The sequence below is a fragment of the Nostoc sp. DSM 114159 genome (assembly GCF_053470285.1).
Genome location: NZ_JBPFEH010000001.1, coordinates 5647933 through 5674311, shown reverse-complemented (window position 1 = coordinate 5674311; position 26379 = coordinate 5647933). Strand labels below are relative to the sequence as shown.

Genomic DNA, 26379 nt, shown 5'->3' with positions numbered 1-26379 from the left:
CCAAGCTTTAGATGACTTAATTCTATTCCTGCAAATGTTGGGTTTCGTTCCTCAACCCAACCTACTAGTACGGCAAGCTTAATTTATTGAATTGAGTAATTCTGTTAATGATTGGACTTTGGTTTCCGTAAGTTTTTGAAACCCAATATTTTAAGCTTGCGGTGCTAGTAAGCCGAGTTATTGGTTCTCTGTGGGTACTGATTGCCAAGCAAGGCGATGTTTCCAGTGCGATGTGAAATTAAGTTGAACAACTTGCTTAAAGTCGTCCAAAGCTGCTGAAAACGCTTTCTCTTTTAGCTCACCTTGGTTGTTCAACTGTTTAGGGCATTGTAGATTCCATACATATTTTTGACAAGTTTGGTGGGCAATTTCTACATCGCTGCCATTTTCAGGATTTTGAAAGACGGGATGATAATGTAACCTGTTGCAGCAGACTTGCAACCATTCTTGCCACCCACATTGCCACAAGCGGACTGTTCCATCAAGACTACCACTGGCAATCAGTTTACCATCAGGGCTAAAAGCTGCGGAATTTACCCAATACTCATGCCCGCGCCAAGGTCTGCCAATGGGGTTGCCGTGAATATCCCACAAGCGCACTGTCGAATCATTGCTGGCACTGACAATCCACTGACCATCAGGGCTAAAGGCGACAGAATTAACTTCTTTTTCATGTCCGTGCCAAGGTTGACCAATGGGGTTGCCGTTGCTATCCCACAAGCGCACTGTCGAATCATTGCTAGCACTGACAATCCACTCACCATCAGGGCTAAACGCTACAGAATTAACTTCTTTTTCATGCCCGTGCCAAGGTTGACCAATGGGGTTGCCGTTGCTATCCCACAAGCGCACTGTCGAATCATTGCTGGCACTGACAATCCACTTACCATCAGGGCTAAAGACGACAGAATTAACTTCTTTTTCATGTCCGTGCCAAGGTTGACCAATGGGGTTGCCGTTGCTATCCCATAAGCGGATTGTAGAATCATTGCTGGCACTGACAATCCACTTACCATCAGGGCTAAAGGCGACAGAATTAACTTCTTTTTCATGCCCGCGCCAAGGTTGAGTCATGGGGTTGCCGTGAATATCCCACAAGCGGACTGTCGAATCATTGCTGGCACTGACAATCCACTGACCATCAGGGCTAAAGGCGACAGAATTCACTTCTTTTTCATGTCCGCGCCAAGGTTGAGTCATGGGGTTGCCGTGAATATCCCACAAGCAGACTGTCGAATCATTGCTAGCACTGACAATCCACTGACCATCAGGGCTAAAGGCGACAGAATTGACCCAATTCTCATATTTGCGCTGCGATCGCCTGATGACCCGATCTTGTAGTATTTGATCTAGCTCCCACAAACGCACAGTTTTATCGCCACCACTGATAATCAGCTTGCCATCGGGGCTAAAGGCTAGGGAATTAACCTGTCCCTCATGTCCCCGCCAAGGTTGAGTGATGGGGTTGCCATTTATATTCCACAAGCGTATTGTCCGATCGCAGCTACCACTAACAATAAACTTACCATCAGGGCTAAACGCTACAGAATTTACACGTCCTTCATGCCCGCGCCAAGGTTGACCGATGGGATTACCTTGGATGTCCCACAACCGCACTGTAGAATCACTACTACCACTGACAATAAACTTGCGATCGGGGCTAAAGGCGACGCAAATAATTTTTGCTTCATGTTTGTGCCAGGGTTGAGTAATGGCGTTACCTTGTAAATCCCACAAACACACCATTCCGTCAAAACCAACACTGATAATAGAATCGCCATTTGGACTAAAGGCGACGGAAATCACTCCTTCCTTGTGTCCGCGCCAAGGTTGAGTAATGGCGTTACCTTCTAAATCCCACAAACACACTGTTCCGTCAAAACCAACACTGACAATAGAATCGCTATTTGAGCTAAAGGCAACAGCAATAACTCCTTCCTCATGCCCCTGCCACGGTAGAGTAATCAGATTACCTTGTAGATTCCATAAACACAAAATTCCGTCAATACTGCCACTAACAATAAATTTGCCATCAGGACTAAAGGCTAGACAATTAACCTCTTGCTCGTGTCCCAGTAAAAATTGAGCAGTAGGATTGCCCGTGATATTCCACAAGCATATCGTAGAATCGGTACTGCCACTGGCAATAAACTGGCCATCAGGACTAAAGGCTAGACAATTAACCTCTTGCTCGTGTCCGCGCAAGCTATTTGCTTCTGTGGGCGTGTTTGTTGCTTCCTTTAAGCTTCCCAACACAGAAGCTAGAAGCTGGTTTGGGTATTTCTCTAAATTCTCACCTATTGTTTGAATTGCCAGCACCAAACCCTCTAGCGGTTGGACAGGAAGTAAATTCAAAACCCTGGCGGATTGTTCGCGCAGTTTTAATTGGGTCAGTGCAAGGTTTAACTTTTGAATCTCTTGTTCCTTTTCTTTCAAATGGCGATCGTGCCATTCAACAGTAGGATTAATAAATTGATTACTTTGTTCGTTGAAATAAACAAATATTTGCTCTTTTAGTTCTTGATAAGTCTTTGTTTTCAGAACCAAGTTTTGAATATTTTCGCTTTTCCACAGTGCATCTAGAGTGTATTCCAGAAGTGGTAAAGAATCACCTTGTTGGTGAAAATCATCAATAATTTGCTCAATTAGTCCTGGTTCAAAGGTCACGCCATATCTCGCAGCAGGTTCAGCGATCGCTAAATTTAATTCCTCATCGCTCATTCTAGTGAGAATACAACTATAGCGATCGTGGATCTTCGCAAGTTGCGGATACTCACTAAATCTATCCAAAAAATCAGAGCGCATTGTTAAAACAATTTTGACAGAGCTATCCTGCTGCTGACTCAGATGAAAGAGACTAGCAACAAATTTGTCACGTTCTGGCTTTTGAGTTTTCGTAAATAGTTCTTCAAATCTGTCAATAACAATCAGAACGCACTCATAATCTTGTTTAAGTATGGTGACAATTTTAATTAAAATATCTTCTCTTATCTCTTGACTAATGTCTGCTATTTTAAATTGTTTTCCATAGGTGAAATCAAAACATTTCTGTAAAGATTTAAAAGGATTTTCGTTTGGTTGAAAAGTTATGTTAATTAACGAGTTTTTATGATATCCTAAATAAGGAATTAAACCTGCCAGAATTAATGATGATTTGCCGCTGTATGCTGCTCCTAAAAGCAAGAGTGCATTATCTTTTTTTAGGCGATCGCTAATCTCAGTAATCCACTTTCCCCGACCAAAAAATTTGTCTTTATCTTTAATTTCAAAAGTTTTTAGTCCTAAGTAAGGAGAGTCTATTTTGAGTGGACGACGATGAATGTCCTCAGACTGACTGTCATAAAAAAAGTTGTATTCAGAAATACCTTGGATATGACATCCAATATTTATATCGCTTTCAGAACTGTTAACCATCTTATCTCCTTACCTTTGGACACCCCTGGCTAAATCTTTCCCTCAGTTATAGTTCCTCGGCTAATCTTTGTAAGTAACTCAACAAAATTAATTACACATTCTCTTGTGAAGCTTTCCCTGTCGCCACCCTATAGGATCGCAAGTCGAATTACCCCCCTTAATCCCCCCTTGCAAAGGGGGGAAACCGGAAAATCTAGTTCCCTCCCCTTTACAAGGGGAGGGTTAGGGTGGGGTAAAACCAGCTTTATTCAGCGAAATTACTTAAGTCAAATTTAAAAAATTGTAGTAACTTTATCCTAAAACGCCGGAAATGACAAACGAGATGGAACTTTTTGATCATCTACACCTTGCTATGTTTAGCGGCAAAGGTGGAGTCGGAAAAACAACAATCTCCTGCACCTTTGCATGTCGTTGGGCGCAGAAATTTGTCAACGAGCAAATTCTTTTAATCTCAACCGATCCGGCTCACTCTCTTGGAGATGTCTTACAAGTTGGCGTTGATGATATTCCTCGTCCCATAGCGGAACTACCTAATCTGCAAGTAAGGGCGTTGGATGCAAAGCTTTTACTACAAAAGTTTAAAGAACGTTACGCTCAGGTGTTGGAACTTTTAATAGAGCGGGGTAGTTTTGTTGAAGGAGAAGACTTGCTTCCAGTTTGGGATTTAAACTGGCCTGGACTGGACGAGTTGATGGGTTTGTTAGAGATCCAACGCCTTTTCAACGAACACCAGGTAGATCGAGTAGTAGTGGATATGGCTCCTAGCGGTCATACTCTCAACTTGTTTGGCTTGATGGATTTTTTAGACACTTTCGTGCACTCTCTCGAACTGTTTCAAGAAAAGCATCGGTATATTAGCAAGACCTTTGCTGGAAGTTACAAACCCGATCGCGCTGACGATTTTTTGCATACCCTGAAAGCTGAACTTTCCCAAGGTCGTCGTCTGCTTCAAGATCCTAAGCATACAGCTTGTTTGTTAGTTGCGATCGCCGAACCAATGAGTTGGTTGGAGTCAAAACGATTCCTAGAAGCCTTACAAACCATGCAGATGCCTTGCGGAGGATTGTTTGTCAACCAAGTTCTTAGCAGTGCCACTGACCCAGATCGTTACCAAGAACAACAACCGCTGATCGGTCAGTATACGGATCTTGCTAACGGAAAGCCGATTTTTATTGTGCCACAGCAAGATGAGGAGCCTTTAGGGATTCTAGCCCTCAGCCATCTGATCGACCAAATCCATATTCCTGAGCTTGAACCGCTATTTCCTATCAATCTACTCCCAGTTCAATGGCCTGAAACAATTCCTCCTAGCTTTGGAGATTTTCTCACCCAAGGTCGCCGCCTGTTACTAATTGGCGGTAAAGGTGGAGTAGGCAAGACTACAGTAGCAGCTGCGATTGGTTGGGCGATGGCTCAACGACATCGCGATCGCAAAATTCGCATGGTTTCTATCGATCCAGCGCACTCCTTGGGCGATGCCTTTGGTCTGAGTTTAGGGCACGAACCATATCAAATAACTGCTAATCTTCGAGGTCAGGAAGTAGATAGCGATCGCCTTCTGGAGCAATTCAGAGCCGATTACCTGTGGGAACTGGCCGAAATGATGAGTGGCGAAACCCAAACAAGCGAAGCTATTGAAATGGCATACTCTCCTGTTGCTTGGCGCAAAATTGTCGAGCAAGCTTTACCGGGGATTGATGAAATGCTTTCCCTGTTAACAGTAATGGAATTGCTAGAGCAACAAGAAGAAGACTTAATTATTTTAGACACAGCTCCTACAGGACATCTTCTGCGTTTTCTAGAAATGCCAACTGCACTAGCAGACTGGCTAGCTTGGATTTTCAAACTCTGGATCAAGTAAGCTAATCGGCACGTAAGTTGCATAATAAGAAGATGAAGCCGTTCAAAAGCAAGTATGCCACCAGCAGCCAAAAACTTTTTAACGCCAGAACAAATCACCAAGCTACAGGAAGCTCTAAAAGAAAGTGACTTACCACACGTTAGAGAAAGAATTTTAATTATACTGCTACAGAATGATGGAAAACCACAACACGAGATTGCTAAATTTTTAGGTTGTTCGCACAGAACAGTAGCATATTGGTGTATGCATGGAGATCCCGATGATTTAGAAACTTTACATAATAAAAGAGAATACGAACATTATCGAAAAGCCACCCCTGAATATGTTGAACTGTTATTAAAAACTGTTGATACAGAACCATCGACGTTAGGGTATGAATTTGGGAAATGGACGGCAGAGCGACTAGCTACATATTTAACCGAAAAAACAGGAATTGATTTAAGTAGTTCTCAAGTTAGGAGGATATTAAAGAGAAAAAAGTATAGTTATATCTGGTCTAAATATGACCTGGAAGATAAACAAAACCCAATCGAAAGAGCCAAGTTCAAGGAGAAACTTGCTCAATATCTATCAATCGCACGAGAGCAGCCAGAGCGTTTACAGGTATGGTTTTGGGACGAGAGTGGTTTTAGTCTACGTGTGATTCGACGCAAGAATTGGGGTAAAAAAGGAAAGCGCAAGAATGTTCCAGGGCAACGACGTTGTGGAGGTGTCAATGTGATGGGAGCAATCCGAGAATTAGACCGAAAACGGGTATGCTTCTTCGTCAAAAAAGGTAATGCAGATATTTTTTACGAGCAATTAGAACAATTAAATGAATTAATCAAACAGGAGTGGGTAAATCAAGGTAACTGTTCTGAAAATTTTGCTAAGTATGGGCCAAAAATTATTTTGATTTTAGATAATGCTAGTTTTCATAAACGCAAAGATGTTCTAGCTAAAATATCTAAACAGTTTCCGAATTTTGTTTTAGAGTTCTTGCCATCTTACAGCCCTGATTACAACATTATCGAGTTAGTCTGGCACTCATGTAAGGAATATATTGCTCATCGGTTATTTAAATCAGTAGATGAGTTAAAATCACTACTAGATAAGTTGTTGAATCAAGGCGAGTTAGTCATTAAGTGGCATCGGAAAATCAAAAACAAAGGTAATGTCAGTTATATTGCAGCTTAAATGCCGATTAGCTTATCAGAATGTCCTTGGTCGTACAGAGTTTATGGGGCGTTTACGAACTTTGCGACAGCGCGTAGTCAAAGCCCAAAAAGTGCTAAAAGACCCACAACAAGCAGAGTTCATTGGCGTTACACTTAACCAGGCTAGCGTACTTGCCGAACAACAACGCCTATTCAAATCTCTGCAAGAAATAGGTGTAAGCCAGAATTACCTTGTTCTAAACCGCTTTACTTCTACAGCGATCGTTAATTGCGATTTTCCAGGTTTGACAATGGTTCGCTTACCAGTGCTTCCTCGCTCAGTTCAGCCTTTAGAACGCATTCAAGCAGCAGCCCGCTGTTTATTTTAAGTGCTAATTAGACTAAATACTTTCATACCCAAAGAGAAATTTATTATGCATCGCACTCCAAATCGCGGACAAATTCAAGCCAAACTTAGCTCAATGCCTCCTCAACGTTCACAAGCAAGAGTTTACTTAAATGCTTACAAAATGATGGTAGAGAAAGAGCGTTTAGAGCAGGAACTACAGAAACTCGAAGCACGGCGACATCAGATTCAGCAGCGTCTTGCGATTTTAAATAGTCAAATCATTGCTGAAGAAGACACGAACCATCGGCAGGCAAATACTGACTTAGAGGACAATACATCAAAATTCAACACCATAACATTGGAATACTAATGTCTTGGATTAAGTAAGTAACAAACAAGAAAGGATAGAACTTGTCAAGTAAAAGCCTTTGCTGCAAGGGCTTATAGAGCCAATGTTTCGCACCTTGATTGCGACGCATTGGCTTGAATAAATTAAATTTTAATGTCCAAATATCTAACTATCAAGGCTTAACCTTTTTTGGGAATACTAACTCTCGCCCTCAATCGCAAAATTAAGTCTCGTTAGAAACTTAAATATTTCAATAAAATGTCTTTAGACTTCCATTGTCTGTTTAAAAGTCATTCATTTATCAGCTTAGATCGCCAATCGTCTTATGCTATTAGTCCAGATGGTCGTTTCCTGTTTGCTGGGGGATTAGAAGACAGAACTGTTCGTGTTTGGGATTTACAAACTGGGCAAATAGTGCGGACATGGATGGTTGCTGCTTTACATGGTCATCATGATGTGGATCGGGTCTACTGTTTAGACGTTAGTTCTGACAGTAAGATATTGGTGACTGGAGGAAGTCTAATTCAAGCTTGGAATTTAGATAGTGGTCAAAAAATTCGTACCTTCAAAGGCGGAGGTTGGGCAACTAGAATGTCCCTCAGTCCTGATATGAGTATTCTTGTTACTGAATTTGATAAACTCGTTTTTTGGGATTTTCAAACAGGTAAAAATAAATGTAAACTACCCGCTTCTATCTGTGGGCCGCTCGTAATTAATTCAGACAGTCAGTACTTAGTTAGTGCCGACTACAGCTTGAACAAAACTCGGACAAAGGGAGCATGGGAATATCAAATTAAAGTTTGGGATTTAAGGACAGGACAGGTTACTCGGACTCTTGAAAGCAAAGGTATTGAAACTACAATTCATGGGCTTGTTTTAAGTCCCAATGAACAATTACTAGCAGGTAGCAAAATTGATGCGATATTGATTTGGGATTTTCAAACAGGACAACAGATTCAGAAAATTGATAAATTCAAAAATGTTCGTCTACATAAACATTTAGATACTGTTTACAGCCTCATATTTAGCCCTGATGGGAAAGTGTTACTGAGTACTGGTACTGATGGGTTGATTCAGGCTTGGGATGTCAGTACAGGAAAACACATTGGTACTATACAAGGGCAAAATTTCATTTTTACAATTTTTATGAGTAATGATGCTCAAACGTTGGTTGGGATTGGAGGCAGTGGAAATCACAAGACTGCTGAAGTATGGAGAATGACATAATTGTGCATCAGGTGTATGTAACAAAATTAGCTCATACTTTTTTATTGAGATAGTCCCGACTGTGCAATAGAGATACACAGCATTAGCTGTCTGTTACCTTTATCAATAGTACATTTAAAGTAGACAAATTTTGTTGTTTCTTACCCATTGCTTACTTTTAGTGCGATCGCCATCTTCTATAGATTACATAAAACGAAGTGTAACCCAACAAATGATATTGAAAATACAGTAAGTTTATCAACACAATATCTACTTAAATAAAATTAACATTACTCTGGAGTGAGGAAGTGCGATCGCATCCATTACGAGTAATTATTTAACAAGCATTCGAGAATCGATATCTAAAAGCCAATTTTCATCAACAAACTCCAAATTTTCATCGTAAACAAGAACTAATTCGCCAATTTTTTGAGCATTGCTACTTGCAGTTTTCGTATTATCAGCAGCATCAGCTATGAGCAAAAACTTTAGTTGTAAAAAACGTTCTTCGTGAGTAACGCCTATTGAACTGCTAACTAATTCGGCTTCTAGGGTACGAGGTAACGTAATTTTCTCATAATATTCATCTTGTTCATCCCAATAGCCACACACTTGATAATCACACTGGTCAAGATGTTCTTGAACAAGAAGATTAGCATCTAAACTTTGTAATATTTCAGTTAAATCTTGCCAAACTTGATGATTTTTTAATTCGAGCCTTGTCATAGTTATGTGGGTTTAATGTTCTGTTACCAAACGAGGGAAATGCAATATAATTCAAATGTTTACAAGTTCACTAGTTAGATTGTAAACAAGTAGAAAGTACACTGTTGGGGCAGTAATGTATCAGTAAGCTGGGAAAGAATTAACCGAAATGGACAATTATGACAATTTCTTGCGGGAGCTAAAAGAACACATACGCAACGCTCAGGTACGAGCAGCATTATCTATTAACCGCGAATTAATATTGCTCTATTGGCAAATTGGGCGAGATATTCTTCTTCGACAACAACAACAGGGATGGGGAACAAAAGTTATCGAACGTCTTGCCAGGGACTTAAAAGAAGCCTTCCCGGAGATGAAAGGATTCTCAGCACGTAATCTTAAGTATATGCGGGCTTTTGCTGAAGCTTACCCAGATGAACAAATTGTGCAGCAGGCTGCTGCACTAATTCCCTGGTTTCATAACTGTGTAATTTTAGATAAAGTTAAAAATAATTTTGAGCGGTCATGGTACATCCAGAAGACCATAGAAAATGGTTGGAGTCGCAATATTTTAACTCTACAAATTGACAATATACTTTTTGAGCGTCAGGGAAAAGCTGTCAATAACTTTGATACTATATTACCTTCTCCTCAATCAGACATTGCTAAAGAGACTTTAAAAGACCCTTATATTTTTGATTTTTTAACTTTAGGAGAAGCAGCACAAGAACGAGAAATAGAAAAAGAGCTTGTTAAACATATTACCCAATTTCTTTTAGAATTAGGTATAGGATTTGCCTTTGTTGGACAGCAATATAATTTAAAAGTTGGAAATGAAGATTTTTATATAGACCTGCTTTTTTATCATGTAAAATTACATTGTTTTGTAGTAATTGAACTAAAAACAGGTAAATTCAAACCTGAGTACGCAGGAAAAATCAATTTTTATCTTTCGGCTGTAGATGATTTACTTAAATCTCCTCTAGATAGTCCTTCAATTGGTTTAATTTTGTGTGCAAGTAAGGATAATATTATTGCTGAATATGCGCTGCGTGATGTCAATAAACCAATTGGTATTGCTGAATGGCAAACTAAACTTACTAAATCACTGCCCAAAGAGTTACAAACAAATTTACCAACTATTGAGCAGTTGGAAGCAGAATTGGAGAATTTGTCTGTAGAAGTAGGTAATGAAGAAAAGGAGTAATAGTGTAAGTTAATCTACAATGCTTGCTCGAATATCTTTTAAAGTCATCATTAGTGTAAATGGTTCTATTGGTGATACTTGAAACGGAAATCGTCATATCGTGCCGCAAGCCCCAGACTCATTAATCCGAAAAGTATAGTGGATTTTGCCTGGATGCTGTTCGCGGCATCGTAATGAAACTACTTCTAAATCTTTATCAACAAAATATTCTCCGCTATCTGGTTCAACTGCAACAAAGCAGTTGTAGTGAGTTTCAATTAATTCTGATTTTACTCGCTCAAAAATAGGTTTACAACGTTGGTAAAAAGCCTCGCGTTCGGCTTCATATCGTGCTTTTTGTTCTTCATTCCACTGAATTTCAGGGAATATTCGTCCCCTGCGTGCGGTACGAGTGGGTTTGGTTTCAGTCATGGCTGATTATATTCGGAATCGCAATACTTATATTTTCTCTCATCCACACATCACGGATTAAATTCGATGAAAAAAGCCTCGCCTTCGGGGGTGTAGTTCCTCCTCTGGAGACACTTGCGTGGGCGGGTTTTCCGACTTGAGCAAAGTGTCGTCCTCCTGCATCACTCTTGTGTGCGATCGCGTTCCTGCTTTTCTGCTTCCAGAATCGCTAATAAAAGAGCTTCTTCCTGAATTTCAAACTCTTCTTCCGGAATTTCTCCCATATCAAAAGCAAGTTGCAGTGCAAGAAGCTGCTTGCTGAGATTTTCTTTATCATCAATTTCAGTACTTGCTTGTTCTAAAATTTTTTCCCCAAGCCACGTTACCCCCATTAATGGGCCGGTAATCGGTAATAGTAAGAAGCGCAGAACCATATCACTTTACCCTCGTGTGGATTTATTAAAACTGTCCTCGCAAGACCGTAATCATGCTGATGACATAAATATAAAACATTACTAGTCTTGTGTTGATGCCAAAATGCGTGGGATTTGAGTCCAGTTAAGGCTTATTGACATCCGTATTTTATATATCCGATGTACAAAAAATTACTTTTACAAAAAATTCCTATTGAGGAGGTACTTAGAGCTTGACAACAGTATTAAATGCATCTCCCCAGCGATTTGTCAATACCCCTGCTATTCAACGCGTCGCTCAACGTGCTTTGCGCTATCTACAGTCAGGTTTTTCAGTACATTTACGTGGCCCGGCCGGAGTCGGAAAAACTACTCTAGCAATGCATCTAGCTGATTTGCTCAATCAGCCTATCATCCTCTTATTTGGAGATGATGAGTTTAAAACCTCAGACTTGATTGGCAATCAATTAGGTTACACCCGCAAAAAGGTTGTTGATAACTTCATCCACAGCGTTGTTAAAGTTGAGGATGAACTGCGGCAACACTGGGTTGACGCACGATTAACCCTAGCTTGTAAAGAAGGATTTACGCTGGTTTACGACGAATTCAATCGATCGCACCCGGAGGTAAATAACGTTTTACTTTCCGTACTTGAGGAAAGGCTATTAGTATTGCCAACAAACCAGCATCGAGCCGAGTATATCCGGGTTCATCCCCAGTTTCGCGCAATCTTAACATCAAATCCTCAAGAGTATTGTGGAGTCCATGCAACTCAGGATGCTTTGATGGATCGTGTTATTACCATCGATATGCCTCCACCTGATGAACTAACTCAGCAGGAGATTGTAATTCAGAAAACAGGCATAGATTCCGAGAAAGCAGACAAAATCGTGCGCTTAGTGCGGATGTTTTGGAGTCGCTCTGGCTCTGGACAAGGCGGCGGCTTACGTTCCTGTCTGATGATTGCTAGAATCTGCCACGAACACGAAATTTCTGTAAACTTTGAAGAGCCTAACTTCCAAGATATTTGTGCTGATATCCTGCTTTCTCGCACAAATCAACCTCGTATGGAAGCAACTCGGCTACTGGAAGAGGTTTTGCGTGAATTGTATCGTGGTACAAATACTCAATCTCAGTCAGCAGAAGAGATAATATCAGACAGTCAAAATCAGATTGTATTGGAACAACGAGTACCTTACGAGCATGAAGTCTATAACTACCTGTGCAAGTCTCCAGGAAAGCGTTTCTCTGATTTGGCAGCAGAATTAGGGATCGATCGCAGTCAAATTGTAGCTGCACTCAAGTCTCTCAAAGAGCAAGGAGTATTATTGCAAATGCAGGGTAATACTGAACTGCCGAACATATCACAAGTGGCTTTTGATTCAGGCCATTTAATAAACAAATGAGTACTCATACTAACCGGGGAGTTATTACAGCAACTCAAGGTTCTACCTTGGCAGATATTCTCGAACGGGTTTTAGATAAAGGCATTGTGATCGCAGGAGATATTTCTGTTTCCGTCGGCTCCACAGAACTGCTCAACATCCGAATTCGTTTGTTGATTTCTTCTGTTGATAAAGCCAAAGAGATTGGAATTAACTGGTGGGAGAGCGACCCCTATCTTAATAGTCAAGCTCGTTCCTTATTAACAACTAATCAACAACTTCAAGAGCGTGTTGCCAGTCTAGAAACAGAACTGCAATCGCTCAAAGCACTCAATCCTATTAATCATCAGAATGCAGGCGATTAGCAAATCAAAAGGTTCCGATTCCGGTTTAGCACCGTTGTTACTGACGGTTGTTGAGCTGATACGCCAACTCATGGAAGCTCAGGTGATTCGGCGAATGGATGCTGGCAACCTCAGCGACTCTGAGCTAGATCGGGCTGCCGAAAGCCTGCGACAGCTTGAGCAACAGGTTGTTAAGCTTTGCGAGGTGTTTGATATTGATCCAGCCGAGCTAAATATTAACTTGGGTGAAATAGGAACTTTACTTCCCCAATCTGGAGGATATTACCCTGGCGAAACCTCTAGTCAACCTTCTATTCTAGAACTCCTCGATCGCCTATTAAATACAGGTGTGGTAGTTGAAGGTGACTTGGACTTAGGACTAGCTCAATTAAACTTAGTTCATGCCAAGTTAAGATTAGTACTCACTTCTAAACCTTTGTAACTTTTTTATCTACATTCTTATTGGTAATACATTCTTATGAGTTATGGCTTTTACATTTACGGAATTTTAACCTTACCTGCTCCGCAAGATTTAAATTTAGAAGGGTTAGATCGTCAACCCGTACAAATTAAAATTTTGGATGGTTTTGCAGTAATCTACTCGGAAGCACAGCAAGAGCGTTATTTAGCAAGCCGTCGTAACCTGCTAAGTCATGAAAAAGTCCTTGAGGAAATCATGCAAGCAGGCGATGTCTACGACGGGCTACGCCAACGCAATTTACTGCCCGTGCAATTTGGACTTTTGGTTGCAAGTTGGGAAACGTTTTCACAACAATTAATTCGTCCTCATCAAGAAGAATTGACCCAGTTGCTAGCAAAATTATCCGGTCGCCGAGAAGTTAGCGTTAAAGTTTTTTGGGATACCGAGGCAGAAATTAAGGGATTATTAGCAGAAAATCCAGATATCAAAACCGAAAGGGATAAGCTAGCGGGTCAACCTCTGAATATAGAGCAGGTGATTCAAATAGGACAAGCCATCGAACAGGGAATGAGCGATCGCAAGCAAGGCATCATCGATGTATTTCAAGGCACGCTCAACTCCATTGCGATCGAAGTAGTAGAAAATACTCCCCAAATGGACACAATGATCTACAACGCAGCCTACCTAATTCCTTGGGAAGCAGAATCACAATTTAGCGAACACGTTGAAGCACTCGATCGCCAATTTGAAAACCGTTTGCGAATTCGTTACAACAATTTCACTGCCCCATTTAACTTTGCTCGTCTTCGATTATTGATTTCCAAATGAATTAATTTTTCCCGCTGTTGAACAGCAATAAAGATTAAAAATCAAAAATTATTGAAACTTTTAATTTTTTTGGAAATTAATTTTTTTCTGTCTTTTATTTAAGTAAAATCAATGGACGACATATTTAAAGGATTTGAACAGCTATTAGAAATTGCCAAAGCTTTAGAAGAAAAAGTAGAGAAAGGGGAGTTAAAAACTTCTATTGAAATTCGGTCTCATAATCTCAGCAGTATTCCCCGGCAAGGCAATATTCCGAGAAAAACTAGTTCCAGCCGAGTCAGATCCAATTCTACCGATGCAGCTATACCGATGGATAATGCTGATGATGTTACCACCCCATCAGCTAACAAGAACTCAAAAGCTTCTTGGCAAGGTGTCGGCGGCTTGGGTGATGTTCTCAAGGAAATCAGAGAGTTAGTTGAAATTCCCCTTAAACGTCCAGATTTATTGGTGAAATTAGGGTTAGAGCCTCCGCGTGGGGTTTTGCTAGTTGGCCCGCCCGGTACGGGAAAAACTTTAACAGCCCGTGTTTTGGCAGAAGAGTTAGAGTTAAACTACATTGCCATCAATGGCCCAGAGGTGATGAGCAAGTATTACGGGGAAGCAGAAGCTCGTTTGCGAAGCATTTTTGAGAAAGCAACTCGTTCTGCTCCCTGCCTGATATTTATTGATGAAATTGACAGTCTTGCCCCAGATCGCAGCCAAGTAGAAGGTGAAGTTGAAAAAAGACTAGTGGCGCAGTTGCTTGGGTTAATGGATGGGTTTGCCAAAACCGAGGGCGTACTCGTACTAGCAGCAACCAATCGCCCCGATTATCTAGATCCGGCGCTGCGTCGTCCGGGACGCTTTGATCGCGAAGTTCATTTTCGCGTTCCCGATCGCAATGGACGATTGGAAATTCTCACAATTTTAACAAGTGCCATGCCCTTGGAGACTGCGGTTGATTTAGGAGCGATCGCCGATTTAGCTGTCGGTTTTGTCGGTGCGGATATCAAAGCACTTTGTCAAAAAGCAGCCTACATTGCCCTGCGTCGTCAAGTCCCTTCGCTCAACAGTGCCATTCCTGAGAACATGACTGTTATGCAGCAGGATTTTCTCGAAGCAATTAAGGAGATAAAACCCTCAGTTCTCAGGTCTGTAGCAGTGGAAGCACCGAATGTCAGTTGGGATGACATTGGTGGTTTGGATGATGTGAAACAAAAACTTCAAGAATCTGTAGAGGGCGCACTCCTCTATCCCGAACTATACGAGCAAACCAGAGCCAAGCCTCCCCGTGGGATTCTGTTGTGGGGACCGCCGGGAACCGGAAAAACATTACTGGCAAAAGCGATCGCTTCCCAAGCTAGAGCCAACTTTATTGCTGTGAATGGCCCGGAATTACTCAGCCGATGGGTAGGAGCCGCAGAACAAGCAGTTAGAGAACTCTTTGGTAAAGCTCGGCAAGCAGCACCTTGCGTTGTGTTTGTAGATGAAATTGATACTCTGGCACCAGCACGGGGCAAATTCAGTGGTGATTCTGGAGTTAGCGATCGCGTTGTCGGTCAACTGCTCACCGAATTGGATGGGTTGCATGAATGCCCGAAAGTCCTTTTAGTAGGAGCAACCAATCGTCCAGAAACCCTCGATCCTGCCTTGCTCAGAGCCGGAAGACTAGACTTACAAATCAAAATCGATCTACCAGATCGAGCCAGCCGATTAGCGATTTTACAAGTTCACAATCTAGATCGTCCCTTAGTTGATGTCGATTTAGAAACATGGGCGACAGTTACCGAGGGTTGGAATGGCGCAGACTTAGCTTTGTTGAGCAATCAAGCTGCTTTAAGCGCAATTCGTCGATACCGCGCACAAGGATTGAGCGACTCCAGCTTGATTCAGATTACAAATGATGATTTTCAAGTTACATATCAGATGCTTGCTAATCAGCATCAATCTGAATAGTGATTCATCGCATTGAAGGCTTATAGATCCCCGACTTCTTTAAGAAGTCGGGGATCTGAACACCCCTAACCCATCGAAAATTTATGTCAATATACGCCTATGCTCTTCTAGTACCGATCGCATCACCGCTTATCCTACCTTTAGGGATGGAAAGGAATACCGAACTCGTTTACTCTTCTGGTTTAGCCGCGATCGTAGAGCCGGAAATCTCACTGGAAGCATTACAAGCAACCGATGAGCGTTTACTTCAATCTGTGTTAACCCACGATCGCGTGATTCGAGAACTTTTTCAACAAACTCCCCTTCTTCCCTTACGCTTTGGCAGCGGTTTTACCTCGCAAGAAAAACTGCTGAATCATCTAGAACAGCACCAAGAGCAATATCTAGAAACCCTAACTCAGCTAACAGACAAAGTTGAGTACACTTTAAAAGCTACACCCTGTAATTTGCTTGATGAGTCTGACACTATTGATGCTAGAGGAAAAGCCTATTTATTAGCGAAAAAACAACGCTACCAAACACAGCAAGCATTTCAAGCACAACAATGCCAACAGTGGGAACTCTTGCACCAGCTAATTCTCAAAACATATACGAATGTTATCTGTGAAACTCGACAGCAAGATGTGCGGCAAATCCACTTTTTGGCACAGCGCAACGATTCAACACTCAGTACGCAGCAGTTTTCCCTCTGGCAGGTACAATGCTCGCACTGGCAATTGGCACTCAGCGAACCTCTGCCACCCTATCATTCTCTAAAAAATACTCTTATATAAATTCATAAAAAATAATAATTATAACTTTCCCAGAAAAAATAAAGACAGGCTGATTTTTTCTTTAATTTTTTTCTGAAAAAATATTGTTAACTTTTTAGTATTTTTTTATTTTATTATATTTATCCCAGATTTTTGGGAACACTAAACTCAGGAAGAATAAAACACATTGTGTAAGTTTTACCTATTGCTCAATCAGAGCAAGATGAAATAAATAATTAGAGTTGTGAGAGGAAAATAAAATGGCTGTTGAAAAAGTTAACTCATCTTCAAGTCTGGCTGAAGTTATTGACCGCATTTTGGATAAAGGAATTGTAGTTGATGCTTGGGTACGCGTTTCTTTAGTTGGTATTGAACTGCTATCAATAGAAGCTCGGATTGTGATTGCTTCAGTTGAAACTTACTTAAGATATGCTGAGGCAGTTGGTTTAACATCTCAGGCTGCTGTTCCATCTGCTGCTTAACACTATATTAGAAAAAGGGAGTCTTCATGGCTCCTATTTAATATTTCTAGTTAACAAAATAGGAGATTTCAGCTGATGGCTCTCAAAAATTTATGGGAACAAGAGCGACAAGAGCGATTGCAAATAACTGCTGAACGCCGTCAAAAAGTTAACCAGTGGAAACACCTAACTCAAGAAGAATTGCAGTTGCAAGCAGATTTGCTTCATCATGAATTGAGCAGTTTTGTTACCAGCCTTCACAACAACAGAAAGTTACAACAGCAGCAATTTCAGCAAGAGATTGTAGAGCGCCAATTAGAAATATTGCAAATAAAAACAGATGTCTGCCAACGCCAACAAGAATACCGCCAACAACGGGCAGCAAAGGCTCAGGCATTATTCCAAGATTTGCAAAATTTCCGGGCAATTTTACATAAAAATGTTTGGGGCGATAGCACTCACAAACAAGTAGTTGCCCCGCCTCCTGCTAAAACAGAGAAATTAGTGCCAACGGTTCCAAAATGGTCAATTTCCCGTTCTGGAATTAAAGCTACTGGTTTTCGTCCTTCCGTCAATACCATGACTAGAAAAGTGCCTACATCGAATGCAGATACTAAATCTAAAGTGCAGCAATATATTCAGCAAGCCCAAGGAGCTACTCTAACAGAAATTGAAGAGTCGATCGGCTTAACGAGGGTGCAAACGATAGATATTCTGCGCTCCTTAATCAAGCAAGGGATACTAGAACAACGCGATCGCCAATACTTTATTCGGCAACAAGCAATTTCTTGACAAACTGGATTCAAGCTCATTTTTTGTAATTGCAGACTAGCTGCTCTTGCGCTCGCTTGTGTCTTTTGCCTAAAGCCGACATAGTACGCAATCGCTCGGCATTAAAGCTGGTCTATGGTTTGTAATATTCAACATTTCCATCTTTTTAAGGTCTGTATTGACAAGCAATTGTCTCAGTATATGTAACATTGCAAAAGTAATATAGATAACTTTTTTCTAATTAAAAAAAGAGCTTAAATCTTTGTTAGAGCTTCCGGTTTTGAACTTTCAAAATGTCTGGATTGGAAAGGGATATAACAAGCTGGGGTAGCTCAATTCAAGTTTTGAACTTTGCTATTGGCGATCGCATGATGAGGTTAATAAGCTGGATTGCTTGGGGAATTCTAATGTAAATGCAAAACTCAAGATATATATGGAGGTGCGATCCATTGTGAATCAATTGATCGAGCAACTTCAAACTAAATTATTCACAGGTAGGCTGAATCTTGAAGCAAGGGACGGGCCGACTTGGACGCTATATTTTCGTTTAGGACGATTAATTTGGCAGGCTGGCGGTTCTAATGCCGATGAGCGATGGCGACGGCACTTGTTGCAGTACTGTTCTAATCTGGATGTGACAAAGTTGGAGGGGCTGGTCTCTCCCCAGGAAAGTTATCGCGAGTATTGCATTCTTAGTAAATTGCGAGAACAAAAATTAATCGAACAACAACAACTTGTTAGCCTAATTACAAGCTTAATAGCTGAAGTCCTGTTTGATATAATCCAGTACGTTGAAGCCAAAAGAAATGGCAACAATCCAGCAGGGCAGTTGTCACCTACTACCGTTGTTGGTGCAGTTCCTGGATTTCTCCTAGCTGTAATACCAACTGAGGAAGTCTTAAAACAAGCTACACAAGCCTGGCAAGAATGGCGAGATGCAGGATTGGCTAGTTACTCGCCTAATTTATATCCTGTCATTGACAAACTTGAACTACTCCAAGGACAAGCATCCTCTAAACAGATTATTTCTCTAGTTGATGGCACAAAAACTTTACGAGGTCTAGGGCAAAAAAGCGGTCGGGATGCCTTAGTTTTGGCCCGGTTCTTGATGCCATTGGTAAAAACAGGGGCGATCGCTTTTTCACCCACTCCAAGCCCCAGAAAGGTTGCAATTCAGGAAACTGGCAACCCCTCCAGTGCAGTTAATAATCCCAATTCTTCACCCAAGAGTGAAGAAAACACTGTTATACAAGTTGCACCCCCAGCTACTAGCAAACTAATTGTCACGTCTAGTACAGTTAATCATCCCAATTCTTCCCAGAAGACAGAAGAGAACACTGTTATACAAGTTGCTCTCCCAGCGACTAGCAAACAAATTGTCAGTCCGTCTAGTGCAGTTAATCATCCCAATTCTTCCCGGAAGATAGAAGAGAACACTGTTATACAAGTTGCTCCCCCAGCAGCTAACAAAGCAATTATTGATGTCTCAAGACCTTTAGTAGCCTGTGTGGATGATAGTCCGACGATCTGTCGCAGTTTGGAGGAAATTCTCACCCATCAAAATTATCGCTTTGTTGGCATTCAAGACTCTTTGACGGCAGTTTTAAAGCTAATTAAAAGCAAGCCCGACTTCATTTTTTTGGATCTTTTGATGCCAAAAGTGAATGGCTATGAAATTTGTTCTCAAATCCGTAAAACTCCAAGTCTTAAAGATGTGCCAGTCGTCATCTTAACGGGGAAAGATGGAATAGTAGATCGGATGCGAACAAAATTAGTAGGCGCGACTGACTTTTTGGGTAAACCCGTAGAGGCAGACAAAGTACTTAATATGCTGCACAAGTATTTAAGCGTTTAGGTTAGATAAATCCGAATTTCAATCTCTTTCTCTATGCCTGGAGCGTCTGGGCGCGAGACAAAAAAAGTCTCCTGCCTCCTACCCTCTGCCTTATTTTCAAATTCTGAATTAAATAGTTAGGAATAAAAATGAAAAAAGTTCTTTTAGTTGAAGATAGCCTCACAGAATCCGAAAAGATGACGCGTTACCTCGAGCAAGGAGGATATTCAGTTTATGAAGTTCGCAGTGGTGAAGAGGCTCAACTGCGTTTGAAACAACAAAAACCTGACTTGATTCTACTGGATTTGATTTTGCCAGGCCAAAGTGGATTTGAGTTCTGCCGCAAGTTGAAAGCCGATCCGACAACAAAAGCAATCCCGGTAGTGATTTGCTCAACTAAAAACACAGATGTTGATAGAACTTGGGGCAATATGAGTGGAGCCGATGCCTATTTAGTCAAACCTGTAGATGAAAATACCTTGCTCCAGACTGTTAGTAAATTTATTCGCTAAAGGAAACTGGGGCAATGGTACAGGGCAACGATCGCTTTAAAGAGCTACCCATTAATAGCCAATTTCGACTTGAAAACTCTTCCCAAGGAAACAACCAGAGGTTTTTAAGATTTCCGTTGAATGGAAAGGTGAATGGTTTACTCCCACTAGCTGATTTGCGGGGAGTAATTCAGGTTGCGCTGACGGAGATTTTGCCAGTACCCCAGGTAGCAGAATTCTTGTTAGGCATCATGAATTGGCGGGGAGAAGCGATTTGGATTCTTGATTTAGCAGGTTTGTTGGGAGCAACACACTGGTGTCGGCGAGACAGTGTGCGTAACTCTGGCATGGCGATGCTCGTTCAAGTCCAGAATCAAACGGTTGGGCTGTTGGTGGAGCAAGTCAATACCATTGAAGTTTATGACTCCCAAGAGCGGTTACCGATTTCGACATCGATGTTACCTGCTCGACTAGGCTCGTTCTTACAGGGTTACTTTGTGGATTCTCAAGGTAGCCCTTTGATGTTAATTGACACCCATATTGTGATTCAAGCCCTTCAGCCTATTTAACACTAGACCTCTTGCAAAAATAGTTTTGCACTCTTGGGGGAAAGGGGAAAGGGGAAGGGGAAAAGGTAAAAACCTCCCGCACTTCGAGCCGCTACGCTAACATGGGCAACTTATTCATTCCTTTACCCTTTACCCTTTAACCTTTTCCCCTCTTTCTTATCCCTTTACCCTTTACCCTTTAACCTTTTCCCCTCTTTCTTATCCCTTTTCCCGACTCCTGCAAGAAGTCTACTCTGCATTTTACTCATTAACTCCGACAACCTTCATAGCAAGAAAGATTATGGTAATGCATACACCCAGCCAACCACACTCAAATTCCGGCAACGGTTATAAGGACACCGATAACGGGCATACCGACGATCTAAGAGCAAAACAGCAAATCACCTCCACTCTAGAAGAATTGCGGACTGAACTGGATCAAGCTGATTGGGTGGAAACAGGGCCATTGCGAGACAGAATCCGCAAGTTAAAAGAACTGGTAAGTGTGTTGCCATATCAAAACGGAGGAAACGGAGGAGATGGATTCGAGGTAGAGCAATTACAGGCGATCGCCAGCAAAATCCGCCAATTTTCCGATCTAGATACTTTGTTTGCTACTGCTGTCATGGAGGTACAAAATGCCCTGCAAGCCGATCGCGTCGTGCTGTATGAATTTACGAATCCGACGCTGGGGATAGTTGCTGCGGAGGCGATGAGGGATGGCTTTACCCCAATGCTGAAGGAAAAACTACCTGCGGTTACTTTTGGGTTAGGTTCTACCAAACTTTATCAACAAGACAAATTAGTAGCGATCGCGGATACTCATACTGCAAGCTTGTCTCCTTACCAAAAGCAGCTTGTAGATCGGTTTCAGGTCAGAGCTTGTTTGAGCTTGCCAATCTTAGCGAAAGATGGGGTTTGGGGTTTATTGGTAGTGCAGCAATGCGCTGCACCTCGCCAGTGGCAGAATGCGGAAATTAAGTCACTAAAATTACTCGCGCAGGAATTAGAAGCACAACTGCAAGTTGCCGCGATTCAAGCTACATTGCAACAAGAAGTAGAAAAAGACCAAATCCTTACCGATGTAGCAAGTAAAATTCTCCAGTCCAAAGATGTGGATACCATCTTTCGCATTGCCACCCAAGAAGTGCGACAGTCATTAAAATGCGATCGCGTGGCCATCTATCGTTTCCAGCCAGATTGGAGTGGGGAATTTGTGGCTGAATCTGTTGGATCTGAGTGGGTTTCTTTGTTACAAGAACAGCGAAACAACCCGACAATTGTCAAAAACGTTAACTATTGCAGTGTGAGGAACTTTGCAGACGAAGGGGGATTAGTTGGGACAACAGGGCGATCGCACGATAGCTACATTCAGCACACCCAAGGCAAAACTTTCCATCGCGGACAGATTTATCGAGTCACTAATGATATCTACAGTGCTGGTTTTTCTGACTGCTATATCAAAATTTTAGAAAGCTATCAAGCCAAAGCATACATTATTGTTGCCATCTTCCAGGGCGAACAATTGTGGGGCTTGCTTGCTGCTTATCAAAATTCCCACTCTCGTCAGTGGAGAGATAGTGAAGTGCGACTGATGGTGCAGGTGGCATCTTTGTCTAGCATTGCTATTCAACAGTTGCAATATCAGCAACAACTTTATCAACGCTCTGAAGAGTCAGCCAAACTTGTCGAACGAGAACGTACTGTTTTCGGCATCATTGAAAAGATTGGACAAGCAACGGAACTTCGTACCCTTTTCCGCACTACCACCCAAGAATTGCGGCGATTTTTAAAATGCGATCGCGCGATCGTTTATCAATTTTATCCAGACTGGAGTGGAGAAGTTATCGCTGAATCTGTGGCTGCTGGTTGGTCGTCCCTGTTGGATATTCAGGAACAAGAAAGCATTTTAAAAACAGGCATGGTAACTTCAGAGCGTTGCCATGTGAAGGAGTATGGCTCCCCTGGGAAACTCGATCCCGATACATATCTTAAGGAAACGCAGGGTGGAATCTACGCCAAAGAAAGGCGCTTCCGCAAAATCAATGATATTTATGCTGCTGGTTTTTCACCTTGCTATGTAGAAGCATTAGAAAAATTCCAAGCCAAAGCGTACATCATTGTTCCCATTTTCCGCGCTGGTAAGCTTTGGGGTTTGTTAGCAGCCTATCAAAATTCTGATGTCCGCAAATGGACTGAAGAAGAGACTGGTGCTTTGTTGCAGATCGGCGAATCCTTGAGCATTGCCCTCCAGCAAGCTGAATATATCGAACAGCTTCGGTTAAAAAATCTAGAAATGACCCAAGTAGCTGAAGTAGAAAACGCGATCGCGCGGATGGCGGAGAGAATGCGTCAGTCTCAACAGCTAGAAACGCTCTACCGCACTACCTTGGCAGAATTGCGGCAGTTGTTCAAATGCGATCGCCTGGCAATCTATCGCTTCAACTCTGATTGGAGTGGTGAATTTATTGCCGAATCTGTAGGAAGTGATTGGATACCTCTAATTGGCTCCGATGTCAAGACCATCTGGCAAGATGAATACCTACAGCAAACCCAAGGCGGGCGCTATCGCAACAATGAAACCCTTGCCGTCAATGACATTTACACTTCTGGTCATACCCAGTGCTACATTGACCTACTGGAGCAGTATCAGGTTAAAGCTTACACCATCGCCCCGATTTTTACTGGAAACAAACTTTGGGGTTGGTTAGGAGCCTATCAGAATAGCGGGTCGCGGCAGTGGAATGCCGATGAGGTGCGATTACTGAGCAAATTAGGTATTCAGTTGGGTTTAAGCGTGCAGCAAGCCGAGTATATCGAACAACTGAAAACCAAGAATGCAGAGTTGGCCAGAACAGCAGAAGAAGAACAAGTGCTGACAGGGATGGTAGAAAAAATCCGTCAGGCACAGGATACAGACACAATTTTTCGGAATTTGCTGCCAAGTTTACGCAAACAACTACAGTGCGATCGCCTAGCAGTATTTCGTTTTCATCCCGACTGGAGTGTAGAGTTTGTTGCCGAATCCGTAAAAGATCAATGGTTATCTTTAGCTGGTTCTGAAATCAAAACGATTTGGATGGACGATCACTTGCAAGAAACTCAAGGCGGACGCTATCGCAATCATGAAACCTTTGTGGTCAATGATATTTACGCTGCCGGTCACGTTCAGTGCTACCTAGAGATATTAGAAAAAATCCAGGCTAAGGCTTACACAATCGCGCCTATCTTTACTGGCAGCAAACTCTGGGGCTTTTTAGGAGCATACCAAAATACTGGTCCCCGACACTGGAAGCCCAAAGATGTGCAACTGTTGAAAAAACTAGCTGTGCAAATGGGTATAGGCTTGCAACAAGTTGAGTATATCGAACAGCTCAAGAAGAAGAATGCAGAGTTAGCGCGAACCGCAGAAGGCGAACGAGCCTTAACAAGGCTGGCAGAAAAAATCCGCCAAGTTCAAGAGCTAGATACGATTTTCCGCAATGCTTTACCAGAATTGCGATCGCACTTGGAATGCGATCGGCTGGCGGTGTATCGCTTCAATCCAGATTGGGGTGGGGAATTTATTTCCGAATCCGTAAGTCGTGAATGGGTGGCTTTGGTTGGCCCCGATATCAGGACTATATGGGAAGACGAACACCTACAACAAACCCAAGGTGGACGCTATCGCCACAACGAGACGTTTACGATCGATGACATTTACACTTCTGGTCATGCCCAGTGCCACATAAAAATTCTAGAGCAATTCCAGATTAGAGCCTATATCATCACCCCGATTATTGCCGGAAACAAGCTCTGGGGTTTGTTAGGAGCATATCAGAATGACGGGCCGCGGCATTGGCAAGATAATGAAATCAACTTGGTAGCGAAAATCGGTACGCAGTTTGGGGTTGCCGTCCAGCAATCGCAATACTTACAACAAACCTTAAACAAGAATGAGGAACTGACAAAACTGGCAGAACGGGAAGTAGCAAACGCCCGATTTTCCTATCGCCTGCCAAGTCGGTTAACAGAGATGGCTCAAACTCATGGTGATGTTCTGGAATTTGTCCAGTTTGCCACCCACGAACTTCGTCAACTGCTGAAAGTAGATCGAGTTGGGGTTTACCGTTTTGAGCCTGATTGGTCTGGAGAATTTGTAGTTGAGTCTGTAACCGGGGATTGGCCTAAGCTTGTGGGAACTAGCCTAGCCAGAGTTAGAGATACGTTTCTCCAATACAACAAAGGCGGGCGTTATGCCCGCAAAGAAAGCTTGCGGGTTGACAATATATATAGTGTCGGTCATGACGAATGCCACATTCAATTGTTAGAAACCTGGGGAACTAAAGCCTACATGATTGCGCCGATTTTTCAAGAAGATCGGCTCTGGGGGCTGATGGGAGTTTATCAAAATAGCACCCCGCGCCAGTGGGAGCAATCAGAGGAAGATGTTCTCAACCAAGCCAGCGTACAGATTGGTATTGCCCTGAATCTGGCAGAATACTTAAAACAGGTACGTACTCAAGAGCAGCAACTAGCAGAAGCAGCAGAGCGCGAACGCACTGCAAGGGAAAAACTGCAACAAGGAGCAGTACGCGTTCTCATGGCTTTGGAACCATCCTTCAGAGGCGACCTCACCGTTCGCGCTCCCTTATCTGAAGATGAAATTGGGACGATCGCTGATGGTTACAATACTACAATCCAAAGCTTACGAGATTTGGTGCGACAAGTGCAGATTGCTGCTAGCAGGGTGAGTGAAAATTCCAGCAGTAACACTACCTCAGTAGTACAACTATCTAACCAAGCTCAACAGCAAGCAGAACGGCTCGAACGCGCTTTGGAACAATTACAAATGATGGTAGCTTCCACCCAGGTAGTCGCTGTTGATGCCCAAAGAGTAGGACAGGCGGTTCAAGAAGCTAATAAAACCGTCCAAACTGGCGATTCTCTGATGGAAAAAACCGTAGATGGCATTCTGGAGATTCGGGAAACCGTATCGGAAACAGCGAAGAAGATTAAACGCCTCGGTGAAGCTTCTCAGAAAATCTCGAAAGTAGTGAGTTTGATTGAAAACTTTGCCACTCAAACTAATTTGTTGGCTCTGAATGCGGCGATTGAGGCTACCCGTGCCGGAGAGTACGGTAAAGGCTTTGCGGTGGTTGCAGATGAAGTGCGTTCCCTGGCTTATCAGTCAGCGAGTGCCACCACAGAAATTGAGCGACTCGTGCAAGAAATTCAAAGTGGAACCAACGAAGTTACCGAAGCAATGGAAGTGGGGATTACCCAAGTTGTCCAAGGCTCGAACTTAATCGATGAGACTCGTCATTCCCTGAGTGCGATCGTGGCAGCTACCAACGAAATTGGTGGACTGGTACAAGGAATTACTCAAGCAGTTTCCACTCAAAGTCAGCAATCTCAGATATTGACAGAAGCGATGATGGATGTATCGGCGATCGCCCGCAAGACTTCGCAAAGTGCCATTCACATTTCCGAGTCTTTTGAGGAACTACGGATGACTTCACAACAACTGGAAACCAGCGTTAGCCAGTTCAAAGTTGACTAATAGTTCGCCAAGGAAACTTGGCGGGGTAAAGGGC

Annotated in this window: 22 protein-coding genes; 18 read left to right on the top strand and 4 right to left on the bottom strand. The window is 42.3% G+C overall.

All coding sequences use genetic code 11. The annotated features are described in order from the left end of the window. Nucleotides 1-177: 177 nt before the first annotated feature. Nucleotides 178-3414 carry a WD40 repeat domain-containing protein gene (locus tag ACR5KR_RS23725; RefSeq protein WP_448268210.1) on the bottom strand — a complete coding sequence of 1079 codons (3237 nt, stop codon included), beginning with the start codon at nucleotides 3412-3414 and terminating at the stop codon, nucleotides 178-180. A gap of 322 nt (nucleotides 3415-3736) precedes the next feature. On the opposite strand from ACR5KR_RS23725, the gene ACR5KR_RS23720 reads away from it, so the two are divergent. The 5 genes from ACR5KR_RS23720 to ACR5KR_RS23700 all read left to right on the top strand — a co-directional run bounded on the left by ACR5KR_RS23720 (nucleotide 3737) and on the right by ACR5KR_RS23700 (nucleotide 8336). Further along, a complete protein-coding gene (locus ACR5KR_RS23720) occupies nucleotides 3737-5275 on the top strand; it encodes an ArsA family ATPase (RefSeq protein WP_448268209.1) in 1539 nt (512 codons plus the stop codon). A gap of 54 nt (nucleotides 5276-5329) precedes the next feature. Beyond that, nucleotides 5330-6451, top strand: coding sequence for an IS630 family transposase (locus tag ACR5KR_RS23715; RefSeq protein ID WP_448266169.1), 1122 nt, complete (start codon nucleotides 5330-5332; stop codon nucleotides 6449-6451). Beyond that, nucleotides 6429-6800 (top strand): ArsA-related P-loop ATPase, encoded by a 372-nt coding sequence (locus ACR5KR_RS23710; RefSeq protein WP_448268208.1) that lies wholly within the window; start codon nucleotides 6429-6431, stop codon nucleotides 6798-6800. The genes ACR5KR_RS23715 and ACR5KR_RS23710 overlap by 23 nt, the downstream gene beginning before the upstream one ends. A gap of 45 nt (nucleotides 6801-6845) precedes the next feature. After that, nucleotides 6846-7130: a hypothetical protein gene (locus tag ACR5KR_RS23705; RefSeq protein WP_448268207.1), complete on the top strand. Its 285-nt coding sequence runs from the start codon at nucleotides 6846-6848 to the stop codon at nucleotides 7128-7130. 237 nt (nucleotides 7131-7367) lie between these two features. Next, the gene (locus tag ACR5KR_RS23700; RefSeq protein WP_448268206.1) at nucleotides 7368-8336 is read left to right on the top strand and encodes a WD40 repeat domain-containing protein; all 969 of its coding nucleotides are present in this window, start codon (nucleotides 7368-7370) and stop codon (nucleotides 8334-8336) included. 312 nt (nucleotides 8337-8648) lie between these two features. On the opposite strand, the gene ACR5KR_RS23695 is transcribed toward ACR5KR_RS23700, so the two are convergent. Next, nucleotides 8649-9041 (bottom strand): hypothetical protein, encoded by a 393-nt coding sequence (locus tag ACR5KR_RS23695; RefSeq protein WP_448268205.1) that lies wholly within the window; start codon nucleotides 9039-9041, stop codon nucleotides 8649-8651. A 148-nt stretch (nucleotides 9042-9189) separates the two neighbouring features. Between ACR5KR_RS23695 and ACR5KR_RS23690 the strand changes: the two genes are divergently transcribed. Beyond that, the gene (locus tag ACR5KR_RS23690; RefSeq protein ID WP_448268204.1) at nucleotides 9190-10227 is read left to right on the top strand and encodes a PDDEXK nuclease domain-containing protein; all 1038 of its coding nucleotides are present in this window, start codon (nucleotides 9190-9192) and stop codon (nucleotides 10225-10227) included. A 93-nt stretch (nucleotides 10228-10320) separates the two neighbouring features. Here ACR5KR_RS23690 and ACR5KR_RS23685 read toward each other — a convergent pair whose 3' ends face one another. Further along, on the bottom strand, nucleotides 10321-10638 hold the full coding sequence (locus ACR5KR_RS23685; protein ID WP_445630237.1) for a hypothetical protein: 318 nt from the start codon (nucleotides 10636-10638) through the stop codon (nucleotides 10321-10323). Nucleotides 10639-10799: 161 nt separating this feature from the next. Continuing rightward, the gene (locus ACR5KR_RS23680) at nucleotides 10800-11051 is read right to left on the bottom strand and encodes a gas vesicle protein GvpG (protein WP_099068605.1); all 252 of its coding nucleotides are present in this window, start codon (nucleotides 11049-11051) and stop codon (nucleotides 10800-10802) included. Nucleotides 11052-11263: 212 nt separating this feature from the next. Here ACR5KR_RS23680 and gvpN point away from each other — a divergent pair, with 212 nt between their 5' ends. From gvpN to ACR5KR_RS23620, 12 genes are all read left to right on the top strand, one after another. Beyond that, the gene (gvpN, locus tag ACR5KR_RS23675; RefSeq protein ID WP_448268203.1) at nucleotides 11264-12436 is read left to right on the top strand and encodes a gas vesicle protein GvpN; all 1173 of its coding nucleotides are present in this window, start codon (nucleotides 11264-11266) and stop codon (nucleotides 12434-12436) included. Further along, the gene (locus ACR5KR_RS23670) at nucleotides 12433-12780 is read left to right on the top strand and encodes a gas vesicle protein (RefSeq protein WP_448268202.1); all 348 of its coding nucleotides are present in this window, start codon (nucleotides 12433-12435) and stop codon (nucleotides 12778-12780) included. The genes gvpN and ACR5KR_RS23670 overlap by 4 nt, the downstream gene beginning before the upstream one ends. Beyond that, a complete protein-coding gene (locus ACR5KR_RS23665; RefSeq protein ID WP_445637992.1) occupies nucleotides 12767-13201 on the top strand; it encodes a gas vesicle protein K in 435 nt (144 codons plus the stop codon). The genes ACR5KR_RS23670 and ACR5KR_RS23665 overlap by 14 nt, the downstream gene beginning before the upstream one ends. A 36-nt stretch (nucleotides 13202-13237) precedes the next feature. Next, nucleotides 13238-14008 carry a gas vesicle protein GvpF gene (gene gvpF, locus ACR5KR_RS23660; RefSeq protein ID WP_448268201.1) on the top strand — a complete coding sequence of 257 codons (771 nt, stop codon included), beginning with the start codon at nucleotides 13238-13240 and terminating at the stop codon, nucleotides 14006-14008. Between the two features lie 111 nt (nucleotides 14009-14119). Continuing rightward, nucleotides 14120-15946, top strand: a complete 1827-nt coding sequence (locus ACR5KR_RS23655) for an AAA family ATPase (RefSeq protein WP_448268200.1) — start codon at nucleotides 14120-14122, stop codon at nucleotides 15944-15946. 83 nt (nucleotides 15947-16029) lie between these two features. After that, nucleotides 16030-16719 carry a GvpL/GvpF family gas vesicle protein gene (locus ACR5KR_RS23650; RefSeq protein ID WP_448268199.1) on the top strand — a complete coding sequence of 230 codons (690 nt, stop codon included), beginning with the start codon at nucleotides 16030-16032 and terminating at the stop codon, nucleotides 16717-16719. A gap of 239 nt (nucleotides 16720-16958) precedes the next feature. Next, nucleotides 16959-17180, top strand: a complete 222-nt coding sequence (gene gvpA, locus ACR5KR_RS23645; RefSeq protein ID WP_163931998.1) for a gas vesicle structural protein GvpA — start codon at nucleotides 16959-16961, stop codon at nucleotides 17178-17180. Between the two features lie 75 nt (nucleotides 17181-17255). After that, the gene (locus ACR5KR_RS23640) at nucleotides 17256-17951 is read left to right on the top strand and encodes a gas vesicle protein GvpC (RefSeq protein WP_448268198.1); all 696 of its coding nucleotides are present in this window, start codon (nucleotides 17256-17258) and stop codon (nucleotides 17949-17951) included. A 430-nt stretch (nucleotides 17952-18381) separates the two neighbouring features. Continuing rightward, entirely contained in the window at nucleotides 18382-19785 is a 1404-nt protein-coding gene (locus tag ACR5KR_RS23635) for a response regulator (RefSeq protein WP_448268197.1), read from the top strand. Between the two features lie 128 nt (nucleotides 19786-19913). Then, nucleotides 19914-20276 (top strand): response regulator transcription factor, encoded by a 363-nt coding sequence (locus tag ACR5KR_RS23630; protein ID WP_448268196.1) that lies wholly within the window; start codon nucleotides 19914-19916, stop codon nucleotides 20274-20276. A gap of 14 nt (nucleotides 20277-20290) precedes the next feature. Next, nucleotides 20291-20824: a chemotaxis protein CheW gene (locus ACR5KR_RS23625; protein ID WP_448268195.1), complete on the top strand. Its 534-nt coding sequence runs from the start codon at nucleotides 20291-20293 to the stop codon at nucleotides 20822-20824. A 280-nt stretch (nucleotides 20825-21104) separates the two neighbouring features. Then, nucleotides 21105-26345 carry a GAF domain-containing protein gene (locus ACR5KR_RS23620; RefSeq protein ID WP_448268194.1) on the top strand — a complete coding sequence of 1747 codons (5241 nt, stop codon included), beginning with the start codon at nucleotides 21105-21107 and terminating at the stop codon, nucleotides 26343-26345. The last annotated feature ends 34 nt before the right edge of the window (nucleotides 26346-26379 follow it).